10 protein-coding genes are annotated in these 11,803 nt (G+C 71.7%); 2 read left to right on the top strand and 8 right to left on the bottom strand.

The annotated features are described in order from the left end of the window. Positions 1-85: 85 nt before the first annotated feature. The 4 genes from ACFV1W_RS01640 to ACFV1W_RS01625 all read right to left on the bottom strand — a co-directional run bounded on the left by ACFV1W_RS01640 (position 86) and on the right by ACFV1W_RS01625 (position 4,198). Positions 86-880, bottom strand: coding sequence for an amino acid ABC transporter ATP-binding protein (locus ACFV1W_RS01640; RefSeq protein ID WP_380411920.1), 795 nt, complete (start codon positions 878-880; stop codon positions 86-88). Next, positions 877-1,851, bottom strand: a complete 975-nt coding sequence (locus ACFV1W_RS01635; protein ID WP_380411917.1) for an amino acid ABC transporter permease — start codon at positions 1,849-1,851, stop codon at positions 877-879. Before ACFV1W_RS01635 ends, ACFV1W_RS01640 begins: the two co-directional genes overlap by 4 nt. Positions 1,852-1,887: 36 nt before the next feature. Then, positions 1,888-2,817 (bottom strand): ABC transporter substrate-binding protein, encoded by a 930-nt coding sequence (locus ACFV1W_RS01630; protein ID WP_380411915.1) that lies wholly within the window; start codon positions 2,815-2,817, stop codon positions 1,888-1,890. Between the two features lie 451 nt (positions 2,818-3,268). After that, positions 3,269-4,198, bottom strand: a complete 930-nt coding sequence (locus ACFV1W_RS01625; RefSeq protein WP_380411913.1) for an ABC transporter substrate-binding protein — start codon at positions 4,196-4,198, stop codon at positions 3,269-3,271. 586 nt (positions 4,199-4,784) lie between these two features. Here ACFV1W_RS01625 and ACFV1W_RS01620 point away from each other — a divergent pair. Both ACFV1W_RS01620 and ACFV1W_RS01615 read left to right on the top strand, forming a co-directional pair. After that, positions 4,785-5,978 (top strand): NADP-dependent malic enzyme, encoded by a 1,194-nt coding sequence (locus ACFV1W_RS01620; RefSeq protein ID WP_380411910.1) that lies wholly within the window; start codon positions 4,785-4,787, stop codon positions 5,976-5,978. 116 nt (positions 5,979-6,094) lie between these two features. Then, positions 6,095-7,057 carry a zinc-binding dehydrogenase gene (locus ACFV1W_RS01615; protein WP_380411909.1) on the top strand — a complete coding sequence of 321 codons (963 nt, stop codon included), beginning with the start codon at positions 6,095-6,097 and terminating at the stop codon, positions 7,055-7,057. 73 nt (positions 7,058-7,130) lie between these two features. Here ACFV1W_RS01615 and ACFV1W_RS01610 read toward each other — a convergent pair whose 3' ends face one another. From ACFV1W_RS01610 to ACFV1W_RS01595, 4 genes are all read right to left on the bottom strand, one after another. Beyond that, on the bottom strand, positions 7,131-8,192 hold the full coding sequence (locus tag ACFV1W_RS01610; RefSeq protein ID WP_380411906.1) for a helix-turn-helix transcriptional regulator: 1,062 nt from the start codon (positions 8,190-8,192) through the stop codon (positions 7,131-7,133). Position 8,193: 1 nt separating this feature from the next. After that, entirely contained in the window at positions 8,194-9,117 is a 924-nt protein-coding gene (locus ACFV1W_RS01605) for a DUF4097 domain-containing protein (RefSeq protein WP_380411904.1), read from the bottom strand. Positions 9,118-9,319: 202 nt separating this feature from the next. Then, positions 9,320-9,502: a DUF6104 family protein gene (locus tag ACFV1W_RS01600; protein ID WP_350504423.1), complete on the bottom strand. Its 183-nt coding sequence runs from the start codon at positions 9,500-9,502 to the stop codon at positions 9,320-9,322. A 50-nt stretch (positions 9,503-9,552) separates the two neighbouring features. Next, on the bottom strand, positions 9,553-11,508 hold the full coding sequence (locus tag ACFV1W_RS01595; RefSeq protein WP_380411901.1) for a serine/threonine-protein kinase: 1,956 nt from the start codon (positions 11,506-11,508) through the stop codon (positions 9,553-9,555). Positions 11,509-11,803: the final 295 nt, after the last annotated feature.

The following is an 11,803-nucleotide window of genomic DNA, read 5'->3' as shown; positions in this document are numbered from 1 at the left end:
GCTACCTGTTTCTAGACAATCCCCCGGCTGCTTAAATCGCGGGCGCCCGCTTGTACTTCCCCTGCGGGGCCCCGACCGTACGGGCTCAGAGCACCTTGGAGAGGAAGGCCCGGGTGCGCTCGTGCTGGGGGTTGGTGAGCACCTCGCGGGGGTTGCCGGACTCGACCACCACACCGCCGTCCATGAACACCAGCGCGTCGCCGACCTCGCGGGCGAAGCCCATCTCGTGGGTGACGACCACCATCGTCATTCCCTCCTCGGCGAGACCGCGCATGACGTCGAGCACGTCACCGACCAGCTCCGGGTCGAGCGCGGAGGTGGGCTCGTCGAAGAGCATCAGCTTGGGCTTCATGGCCAGGGCGCGGGCGATGGCCACGCGCTGCTGCTGGCCGCCGGAGAGCTGGGAGGGGTAGTTCTTCGCCTTGTCGGCGAGGCCGACCCGCTCCAGCAGGGCCATCCCGCGCTCCCGGGCGTCGGCCTTGGTCTCGCCCTTGACCTGGACCGGCGCCTCGATGACGTTCTCTATGGCGGTCATGTGGGGGAACAGGTTGAAGCGCTGGAACACCATGCCGATGTCGCGCCGCTTCAGGGCGACCTCGCGGTCCTTGAGCTCGTGGAGCTTGTCGCCCCTCTGCCGGTAGCCGACCAACTCGCCGTCCACCCAGAGGCGGCCGCCGTTGATCTTCTCCAGGTGGTTGATGCACCGCAGGAAGGTCGACTTGCCGGAGCCGGACGGGCCGATGAGGCAGAACACCTCGCCTTGCCTGACCTCCAGGTCGATGCCCTTGAGCACCTCGACCGAGCCGTAGGACTTGTGCACGTTCTCGGCGCGGACCATCGGCTCGGCGGAGGCGGCGGGGGTCTTGCTCAGATCGGTCATACGTGACCACCTCCCTCAAGGCCCGGGACGACGTCGGCGCTCGTCTTCGGGGTGGGCTTCCCGGCGAACAGGCCCCGCAGTCGCTGCAGCGGGGTGGGCGGGAGGGTGCGGTTGGAGCCTCGGGCGTAGTAGCGCTCGATGTAGTACTGGCCGATGGTCAGCACCGAGGTGAAGAACAGGTACCAGAGGCTGACGACGATCAGCAGCGGGATGTTCTGGTAGTTCCGGGAGTAGATGACCTGGCCGGCCCGGAAGATCTCCTCCAGGGAGATCACGGAGACCAGCGAGGTGGTCTTCAGCATCGAGATGGTCTCGTTGCCGGTCGGCGGGATGATCACCCGCATGGCCTGCGGCAGGACGATCCGCCGCATGGTCTGGAACCGGCTCATCCCGAGCGCGTGGGCGGCCTCGGTCTGGCCCTCGTCGACGGACTGGATGCCGCCGCGCACGATCTCCGCCATGTAGGCGGCTTCGTTGAGGCCGAGGCCCAGCAGCGCGGCGACGAAGGTCGGGATCAGGACGTTGGTCTGCCCGGACCAGAACTCCGGTCCCCACGGGACGCCGATCGACAGCTTGGCCCAGATCAGGCCGAGGAAGTTCCAGAACACCAGCTGCACCAGCACCGGGGTGCCGCGGAAGACCCAGATGTACACCCAGGCGGTGCCGGCCAGCAGCGGGTTCGGCGACAGGCGCATCACCGCGAGGACGATGCCGCCGACCACACCCATGAGCATGGAGAGGACGGTCAGCTCCAGCGTCACGAGCAGGCCGTGCATGATGCTGTCGTGGAACAGGTACTGCCCGACGATGTCCCACTTGAAAGCGGGGTTGGTGAAGAGGGCGCTCAGCAGCATCGCTGCGAGCAGGGCGATGACGACAGCGCCCGCCCAGCGTCCGGGGTGGCGAACCGGGACGGCCTTGATGGTCTCAGGCCGTCCCTTCTCCGCCGCCCCCTTGTCCAGAGAGTTCACGGTGTGGCCTCGGGGGGAGATGAGACGTACAAGAGGTCAGCTGACGGCGCCGTTGACGGTCGACTTGTCGAGGGCGCCGGCCTCGACGCCCCACTTGGTGAGGATCTGCTTGTACGTGCCGTCGTCGATCAGCGACTGGATGGCGCCCTGGACGGCCGGCGTGAGCTTGGAGCCCTTGGCCAGGGCGACGCCGTAGGGGGCCACGCCGTAGGTGTCGCCGAGCTTCTCCAGCTGGCCGCCGGACTGCTTGATCGCGTAGTCGACGACCTGGGAGTCGGCCATCATCGCGTCGTCGCGGCCGGAGACCACGGCGTTGGTGACGTCCGTCTGGAGGTCGAACTTGTCGCCGTCGTTCTGGATGCCCGGCTTGCCGGCCTTCGCGCAGTCCGGGTTGCGGGTGTCCTTGATCTCGTCGGCCTGGGTGGTGCCGGTCTGGACGGCGACCTTCTTGCCGCAGAGGTCCTTCGGGTCGACCTTGTTGGGGTTGCCCTTCTTGACCGCGATGGCGCTGCCGGAGTTGAAGTAGGTCACCATGTCGACGACCTGCTCGCGCTCCTTGTTGTCCGTGAAGGACGACATGCCGAGCTGGAACTTGTTCGACTGGATGCCCGGGATGATCGCGGTGAAGCCGGAGTCCTGGACCTCGGCCTTGAGGCCGAGCTTGGCGGCGATGGCGTTGGCGAGATCGACGTCCATGCCGATGACCTTGCCGCTGTCGTCCTTGAACTCGTCCGGCGCGTACGAGGCGTCCGCGCCGACCACGAGCTTCCCGGCCGACTTGACGTCCGCGGGGACGAGGGCGACCAGCTTGTCGTCGGCCTTGACCTCGTTGACGGTCGCGGAGGCGTTGGGGGCGCCGCCGCCCTCACTGCTCTTGCTGCTGCCACAGCCGGTCAGCACGAGGGACACGGACACGGCGGCCACGCCTGCCGCGAGGAGGCGGGTGCGCTGGGTACGGGCGGTCATGAGGGGGATCTCCTCCTGGGGAGAGAAATCGGGCGGAGCGCGCCGCGGGGAGCGGCGCACCGGGGCAGCTGGCCGTACGGAGCCGTACGGGTGGGTATGTCGCTGTACGTCGTCGTACGGGCGTTGCCGGGTGGTGCAGTGCCTGGGCGCACAGGGGCCGCCCAGGGTCGTGCCGGGTACTGCTTCCGCCACCCTCCGCCGAGGTGGACGTCGACCTGAACCGCCTCGACCAGTGGCCGGCTCGATCCGAGATGGGGGGAATCCTGCCATCTGAGGACAGTCAGGTGGCCCTCATTCAGATCAAAATCGGATAACAAGGGCTCGCGCTGTCCGCTATTCGGACGGATCGCGTGCCCCTGTCACCCTGCGTATAAGTATGCAGATCGGCCTGTACTCTGCCCGGAAGCCCCGCCGGGTCGCCGCCCCGGCGGGGCGGCCCGCTGGCGCGGGCTCAGATGCCCCCGTTGACCACCGCGTTCTGCGCGGCGCCGGCGCTCACGTTCCACTTACCGAGGATCTTGTCGTACTCGCCGCTGCGGATCAGCTGGTCCACCGCCTTGGACAGGGTGTCGCGCAGCTCGGTGTCCCCCTTGCGCACCGCGATCCCGTACGGGTTGGAGGTGGACAGGGTGCCGGTCACCTCGAAGCGGTTGCCGCCGTCGGTGGTCTTCGCCGCATAGGCGGCCACCGGGTAGTCGTGCAGGCCGGCCGCGGCCGCGCCGGAGGCGACCTCGGCCAGCGCCTTGACGTCGGAGTCGAAGCGGTGCACGGTCAGCGGGCGGCCGGTGCGGGCACAGACGGCCGTCTGCCGGGTGGCGATGTCGTCCTGGTTGGTGCCCTGCTGCAAGGCGATGGTGCGTCCGCACAGGTCGTCCAGGGCGCGGATCCCCTTGGGGTTGCCCTTCGGGACGACGATCGAGGTCCCGGCGATGAAGTAGTCCACGAAGTCCACGCCCGGGTTGACCTGCTTGCCGTTCTCGTCCAGGCCCTCGCGGCGCTGGCGGATGTCGCTGAGCGCGGACATCGCCACGTCGAACTGCTTGCCCTGCAGGTCCGGGACCAGCTTGTCGAACGGGGTGTCCACGAACTCGACCCGCACGTCGAGGATCCGGCCGAGGGCGGTGGCGAGGTCCGGGTCCAGGCCGGTCGGCTTGCCGTCCGGGCCGTGGAACTCCACCGGCGTGAGGTTGACGTCCATGCCGATGCGCAGCACTCCGGCCGAGCGCTGGGCCTTCGGTAGCTTGGCGCGGACGTCCTTGACCGGGTCGCTCGCGGCGGCCTGCCCGCCGCCACCGCCGCACCCGGTGAGCAGCAGGGCTCCGGCGGCGGCCAGGGCGGCTCCGGCGAAGGCCGGACGGTGGACATGGAGGAGGTGAGGCATGAGGGCTACTCCTGAGGGGCGGACCGCGGTCGCCGCGGTGTCGCGCTCGTGTACGCGGAATGGCGGCCACGCGATCCTGCCATCCCGCTCAGACGGGCCCGGCAGCGGGTGTGTCAGAATTCGGTACCGGGTGATCCCCGAACGCTCGAACCAGACCGACGAGCCCCGACAGGCTCGGGCGCCCGGGACCGGAAGTCATCACGTGGCTCCGTATCCGGGGCGCCGACTCCCCAGCGGGTCTGCGTTCACCCCTGCGGGTGCGCGTGCCTCCACACCGTCGCCGCCGCCGGGGTCCGGCGCTTCCGACTCCGGATCCCAGTTCGACGCGACAGCACGGCGGTGAACGGCACGTGACGAGGACGAAAAGGCATAGGTGCGATGCCTTCGTCCGACCTACGCTCGGCCCGGTAGCACAACGCGGATCAATACAAGACCCCATAAAAACCCTCATCCGAGGGCGCCACCCGACGGCAGCGCCCCACCCCGACCCCGGGTCCGCTTCCGCGTACCCGGTTTCCGGTTCCCGGACGGGGCCGCTCTGCCCGTCGGCCGCGCACCTCGCCAGAACAATGACGAAGAGGTCATCGTGGCAGCGGAGATCATCAGCAGCACCCAGGACACCGACGATCCGGTCGACGCCGTTTTCGCGCTCCACCGCGGCGGCAAGATGGAGATCCGGGCGACCGTGCCGGTGCGCGACGCGGACGACCTGTCCCTCGCCTACACCCCCGGTGTCGCCCGGGTCTGCACGGCCATCGCCGAGCAGCCGGAGCTGGTCAACGACTACACCTGGAAGTCCAACACCGTCGCGGTGGTCACCGACGGCACCGCGGTGCTCGGCCTCGGTGACATCGGCCCGGAGGCCTCGCTCCCGGTGATGGAGGGCAAGGCCATCCTGTTCAAGCAGTTCGGCGGCGTGGACGCGGTGCCGATCGCGCTCGCCTGCACCGGGGTGGACGAGATCGTCGAGACGGTGGTCCGGCTGGCTCCGTCCTTCGGCGGCGTGAACCTGGAGGACATCTCCGCCCCGCGCTGCTTCGAGATCGAGCGCCGGCTCCAGGAGGCCCTGGACATCCCGGTCTTCCACGACGACCAGCACGGCACCGCGATCGTCACCACCGCCGCCCTGTGGAACGCCGCCAAGGTGACCGGCCGGGAGATCGGCTCGCTGCGGGCCGTCATCTCCGGCGCCGGCGCGGCCGGCATCGCCATCGCCAAGATGCTGGTCGCCGCGGGCATCGGCGACGTGGCCGTCTGCGACCGCAAGGGCGTGGTCCACCAGGGCCGCGAGGACCTGACCGACGTCAAGGCCGAGATCGCCGAGCAGACCAACCGTTCGGCGCTCAAGGGCTCGCTGGCCGACGCCCTGGCCGGCGCCGACGTGTTCATCGGCGTCTCCGGAGGCACCGTGCCGGAGGAGGTCGTGGCGACCATGGCCGAGGGCGCGTTCGTCTTCGCGATGGCCAACCCCAACCCGGAGATCCATCCCGAGGTGGCCCACAAGTACGCGGCGGTCGTCGCCACCGGGCGCAGCGACTTCCCGAACCAGATCAACAACGTGCTGGCCTTCCCGGGCATCTTCGCCGGTGCGCTGCAGGTGCGGGCCTCCCGGATCACCGAGGGCATGAAGCTGGCCGCCGCCAAGGCGCTGGCCGGCGTGGTGGCCGACGAGCTGACGCCGCAGAAGGTCATCCCCTCGCCGTTCGACGAGCGCGTCGCCCCGGCGGTCACCAAGGCCGTGGCCGACGCCGCCCGCGCCGAGGGCGTGGCGCGGATCTGACGGTCCGACGAGTTCCGGGGAGCTCCCCGGGCGGGGACCAGCCGGACCGGGGCCGGGACGCGCGTCACACGTACGCGTGGTTCCCGGCCTCGGCCGTCCCGGCTAGTGTCCGGGACATGTTTGCTGCCTATGCCGCCCGTATCGACGCCGACGACCCGCTCAGCGGCCTGGAGTTGGGCGAACTCCCCGAGCCGCAGGCCCGCCCCGGGTGGAGCGTGGTGACGGTCAGGGCCGCCAGCCTCAACCACCACGACCTGTGGTCGCTGCGCGGCGTCGGCCTGCCCGCCGAGAAGCTGCCGATGATCCTCGGGTGCGACGCCGCCGGTGTCGACGAGGACGGCAATGAGGTCGTCATCCACTCGGTGATCGGCCAGACCGGCCACGGGGTGGGCCCGGACGAGCCCCGGTCCATCCTGACCGAGCGCTACCAGGGCACCTTCGCCCAGCGGGTGGCCGTGCCGACCTGGAACCTGCTGCCCAAGCCCGCCGAGCTGAGCTTCGAGGAGGCCGCCTGCCTGCCCACGGCCTGGCTGACGGCGTACCGGATGCTGTTCACCAACGCCGGGGTCAGGCCCGGTGACACCGTCCTGGTGCAGGGCGCCGGCGGCGGGGTGTCGACCGCGCTGATCGTCCTCGGCAAGGCGGCCGGCCTGCGGGTCTGGGTCACCGGCCGGGACGAGGCCAAGCGCCGCCGGGCGGTCGAGCTCGGCGCGGACGCGGCCTTCGAGAGCGGCGCCCGGCTGCCCTCCCGGGTGGACGCGGTGATGGAGACGGTCGGCGCCGCGACCTGGTCGCACTCGGTGAAGTCGCTGCGCCCGGGCGGCACCATCGTCATCTCCGGTGCCACCTCCGGCCCCAGCCCCAAGGCCGCCGAGCTGAACCGGATCTTCTTCCTGGAGCTCAAGGTGGTCGGCTCGACCATGGGCACCAAGGAGGAGCTGGCCGGGCTGCTGGCGCTGTGCGCCAACACCGGGGTCCGCCCGGTGATCGACTCGGTGCTGCCGCTGTCCGAGGCCCGGGACGGTTTCGCCCGGCTCGCCAAGGGCGAGGTCTTCGGCAAGGTCGTGCTCAACCCCTGACGCGCGACGGCCCTGACGCGCGACGGCCCGGTGTCCCCGGACGAGGACACCGGGCTTCCCGTGGCGGCCCGGGTCAGCCGAGCAGCCGCTTCAGCCGCTCGCCGGCCGCGCCCAGCACCGAACGGGCCTCGGCCAGCTTGCCGGCGTTCACCCCGCCGTCCCGCGCCGCGTCGCGGACCTGGTCGCGGAAGCGGTCGAGCAGCCGCTCCAGCTCGCGGGACGGGTCCCCGTCCGGGTCGGTGCGCGCCCACGGCGGCAGGTCGGCCGGGGCGGCCGTCCCCTCCTGGTCCTTGTCCAGGTCGATCCGGGTCACGGTGATCCGCTCGCCCGGTTCGGCCTTCTCGGCCTGCTCGTCCGTCGCCGAGTGGCCCCAGCGGGCGGCGTCGGCCAGCCCGGCCAGGCCCTTGGTCAGCTCGGACAGGCCCTCGGCCAGCCCGGTCGGCCAGTCGCCCTTCGCGGCGTGCTCGCGCACCTGCTGCTCGACCCGGCGCTTGATCCGCAGCGCCTCCTGCTGGGCGGCGGTGCGGGAGGCCTTGGCCTGCTCGCGCAGCCGGCGCGCCTCCTCCTCGGCGGCCTTCGCCTTGGCCTTGGCGGCCCGCTCCTGCTCCCGGGCGCGCTTGGCCTGCTCCTTGGCCTGGCGTTTGAACTGGGCGAACTCCTCCTTGGCGCGCTGCCAGGACTCGTTGTCGCCCCAGGGCCCGGCCCACGGGTCGCCGCCGGTTCCGGCCCCGGTGTCGCGCCCGGGCCGGGGGGCCTGCTTGGCGGCCTGCCACAGCTCCTCGCGCAGGTCCTTGGCGCTGTCCCGGACGTCCTCCCGGATCGCCCCGGCGAGCTGTGCCACGGAGTCGTGGATCTCCAGCTCCAGCTCGTCCAACTCGCCCTGTCGGGCTTCGAGTTCGGCGCGCCCGGCGTCGGTCAGCCGGTAGACCTTGCGGCCGCCCTCGGTGCTGTGGCTGACCAGGCCCTCCTGCTCCAGCTTCGCCAGCCGCGGGTAGACGGTGCCGGCGGAGGGCGCGTACAGGCCCTGGAAGCGCTCCTCCAGCAGGCGGATCACCTCGTAGCCGTGGCGCGGGGCCTCGTCCAGCAGCTTCAACAGGTAGAGCCGGAGCCGTCCGTGGCCGAACACGGGGGTCATCTCAGGCCTCCTTGGTGAGGTCGGGGCCGGCGGGCCCGTCATCGGCGGGAGAGGCCGGGAGCTCCTTGACCACCACCGGGGCGTCGTCCTCGCTGTCGGGGCGGCGCAGTACCGTCACCGCGCCGGAGACGGTGGTGACGTTGAGACTGCCGCGGCCCTCGCCGAGCTGCCCGGAGATCTTCTTGGCGCCCCAGGTGCTGCTCATCTTGAGCTCGTCGAAGGTGCTGGAGACGTCGCCGCTGGTGGAGCCGGCCTCGACGGTGGCATCGGCCAGCGAGGGGATCCGGACCACGACCGGGCCGCTGACGGTGTTGACCTTGACGTCGGTCTCGCCGGCCACGTCGAGGTCCAGGGTGACGGCGCCGGTGACGGTGTTGGCCTGGACCCGGTCGGCGGTGCCGGCGATCACGGTGAGCCGGCCGGAGACGGTGTTGACCTTGAGCTGGCCGCCGACCGCCTGGGCGTCGACGTCGCCGGTGACGGTGCTGGCGTCGATCCGCCCGGTGAGCTCGGCCAGGGTGGTGTCGCCGCTGGCGCCCTGCACCGAGACGTGCCCGGCGATGCCGGTCACCGTGGAGTGCGCCGACACGGTGCCGACCTTGACGTCGGTGCCGGCCGGGACGGTCAGGGTCACGTCGACGGAGCGCTTGCGCCTGAAGGAGTCGAAGAAGTTGCGGACCGAGCCGACCGACTTGATCCAGTCGCCGAACTCGCCCCAGCTGTTGATGTCCTTGTAGGTGACGGTCAGCACACCGTCGACCAGCGTCACGTGCAGGGCGTCGCCCGTGAGGCCGGTGACCTCCAGGCGGGCCGGGCCCTCGGCCGCGACCACGTTCACGCTGCCGTCGATGACGCGCACGTGCAGTGCGCGGACCGCGTCCTCGAAGGTGGTCCTGCCGGGCCCCTCGATCGTCCACTGGCTCATCTCTGCCGCCTCCCGTCGCGGATCGCGATGTATCGCGTTCTCTTCTAAAGACGATATATCGCGTGCCGGGAAAAGCAAGCGGTTCCGACCCCGGGCGGGCCCGGAGCCGACCCCGGAACCGTCCCCTACGGGACGCACGAAGGGCCCGGGAGGCATGCCTCCCGGGCCCTCGGTCCGGTGTTCGTCGCCACCGGTCAGGACGTCACTCGTCGTCGTCCTCGTCGTCGAGCCGGGCCAGCCAGGTGGCCAGCCGCTCGACCGGGATCTCGAAGTCCGGGTTGAGGTCGACGAACTCGCGCAGGCGCTCGGCCAGCCACTCGAAGGTGACCTCCTCCTCGCCGCGCCGGCTCTCCAGCTCCTCGATGCCTCGGTCGGTGAAGTACACGGTTCGCTCCGGTCCGATGGGGATTGACCTGGCCAGGATAGACCTGCCGGTCAGCCGGCCCGCCAGGTGCTGACGGTCATCGAGGCGGCACCCGTGGTCGGGTCGGCGGCGGTGATCGCGGCGATCGCGATGTTGCGGCTGTCCCGGTCGCGGATGCAGAGCAGGCGCCCGGGCGCGACCCGGTTGTACGTCAGGTCGGTGTCCGGCCGGGAGTCGATCGCGGCGGCGCACTGCTCGGCCGTGACCGTCGACTCGGTGATCACGGCGAAGTCCGACTTCTCGTCCCCCGCGCTCTCGAAGGAGTTGGCCTTGCTGCCGCTGCCGGTGTTGGTGACGCCCAGGCCCCACTTCAGGTCGGAGCCGCTGTGCGGCACAACGGTGCCGGCGTTCAGGTCGATCCGGTAGGCGTCCGAGGAGTACTCGGCGGCCGGGATCGAGAGCGCCTTCTTGTCCAGCAGCAGGGTGTAGCCGACCGGCCGGGCAGGGGCCGAGACGGTGCCGGGGCCCGACTTCGAGGGCGCCGCGGACACCGGTGCACCGGGGGTGGAGGCGGTCGGGGAGGGGGAGGCGCCGTCCAGGGCGGGGGCCGGGTTCGCGCTGCTGCCGCCGCCCTGCCGGGCCGCGCTGGTGCTGCCGCTGCTCTTGCCCTTCCCGCCGTCGTCCAGCTTCTTCATCAGCGCCACGCCGCCCGCGGTGCCGCCGACCGCCATCACCAGGGCGACCGTCACCAGCACCTTCCAGGAGACGCCGCCCCGGCGCCTGGGCTCCGGCTCGGGCGCCGGGGCGGCGGCGGTGACCACCGGTCCGGGCGGCGGGGTGTCGAAGGACGGCGGCTCCACCCGGAGCGGGACGGTCGGCGGGGTGGGCAGCACCGGTGCGGTCGGCGTCTCGGTGGGCGGCTGCGGGGCGCCGTACGCGCCGAGCGGCGGCGGGGCGAAGCCGGGGGGCGCGGCGGGCTGCCGCGGCGGCTGGACCGCGACGGTGACCGGGTGGGTCGGCGAGCCGACCGGCTGCGGGGGAACCGCCGGGGCCGGCGGGGTCGCGGGGGCGGCCGGCAGCGGTGCGGGTGGCGTCCTGGGCAGGTCGGAGCGCCGGGTGATCTCGGTGTTGACCTGCCGCGGCAGCCAGTCCTCACCGAACCGCAGCTGGCCGCCGACCTCGGGGTGGTTGCGGGCGACCTGGATGATCTCGGCCGGCTTCGGGCGGTCCTCCGGCGACTTCGCCAGGCAGCGCTGGACCAGCTCGCGCAGGTCCGCCGGGACGGCCGTCAGGTCGGGTTCCTCGTGGACCACCCGGTAGAGCACCGCGGTGTCCGGCCCGTCACCGAAGGGCGGGGTGCCGCCGGCCACGTACGCGGCCAGGGCGCCCAGCGCGAAGACGTCGGTGGCCGGGGTGACCGCGTGGCCCTGCGCCTGCTCGGGGGCCATGAAGGCGGGGGAGCCGATCCGGTAGCCGGTGCCGGTCAGGGCGGTGGCGTCGGCGGCCCGGGCGATGCCGAAGTCGATCACCCGCGGCCCGTCCCCGGCGACCAGCACGTTGGCGGGCTTGAGGTCGCGGTGGACCACCTCGACGCTGTGGATCGCCTGCAGCGCCTCGGCGATGCCGCCCATCAGCAGCAGCACGGTGCGCACCGGCAGCGCGCCGTGCTCCCGCACCACCTGCTGCAGGGACGGGCCGGGCACGTACGCGGTGACCAGCCAGGGGGCGTCCGAGTCCAGGCCGCCGGAGTCGATCACCTGGGCGGTGTACAGCCCGTGGATCCGCTGGGCGTTGCTGACCTCCTGGGCGAACCGACGGCGGAACTCGCCGTCCTCGGCGAACTCGGGGCGGACCACCTTGAGCGCCACCGGACGTCCGCCCGGCGTGTACGAGAGGTAGACGCGCCCCATGCCGCCGGCGCCGAGCCGGGCGAACAGCCGGTAGCCGCCGACCTCCCGGGGGTCGTCCGGAAGGAGCGGTTGGAAGACCGGAGGCAGCTTGCCGGGGTGCGGCGTGTCGGCGGTCATTGGTGATCCCCCTGGGATGAGCGGTGAGGTCGTTCGGCCGGAGCGCGGGCGCAGGGACGGGCACCTGGCGGCGAACCGGCGAGGCATAACCTATCGATCCGTCAGGAAACCGCGCAGGCCGGTCGGCGTTTGGTTGCAGAGCTGGGACCTTTGCCGGGGCACGACACGCTGCCGGCGGCACGACGACGCCCGCGGCCTGCGGCCCCGCGGGGGGGGGGGTGGCCGCGGGGGGGTGGGGGGTGCGGGGTGTCAGCGCGGGAGTGCGCGAATTCCACCTCGAAGTAGCCCAGCTGCG

It is taken from the genome of Kitasatospora sp. NPDC059648 (assembly GCF_042734825.1).
Lineage (GTDB): Bacteria > Actinomycetota > Actinomycetes > Streptomycetales > Streptomycetaceae > Kitasatospora.
Note: the sequence above shows the minus strand (reverse complement) of the source record. Positions and strands in the feature narration are given on the sequence as shown.

Excerpts from the sequence above, each read along its gene's own strand:
- ACFV1W_RS01625 (WP_380411913.1), bottom strand. The coding sequence starts at position 4,198 with ATGCCTCACCTCCTCCATGTCCACCGTCCGGCCTTCGCCGGAGCCGCC.
- ACFV1W_RS01630 (WP_380411915.1), bottom strand. The coding sequence starts at position 2,817 with ATGACCGCCCGTACCCAGCGCACCCGCCTCCTCGCGGCAGGCGTGGCC.
- ACFV1W_RS01610 (WP_380411906.1), bottom strand. The coding sequence starts at position 8,192 with ATGACCCCCGTGTTCGGCCACGGACGGCTCCGGCTCTACCTGTTGAAG.
- ACFV1W_RS01640 (WP_380411920.1), bottom strand. The coding sequence starts at position 880 with ATGACCGATCTGAGCAAGACCCCCGCCGCCTCCGCCGAGCCGATGGTC.
- ACFV1W_RS01615 (WP_380411909.1), top strand. The coding sequence starts at position 6,095 with ATGTTTGCTGCCTATGCCGCCCGTATCGACGCCGACGACCCGCTCAGC.
- ACFV1W_RS01605 (WP_380411904.1), bottom strand. The coding sequence starts at position 9,117 with ATGAGCCAGTGGACGATCGAGGGGCCCGGCAGGACCACCTTCGAGGAC.
- ACFV1W_RS01595 (WP_380411901.1), bottom strand. The coding sequence starts at position 11,508 with ATGACCGCCGACACGCCGCACCCCGGCAAGCTGCCTCCGGTCTTCCAA.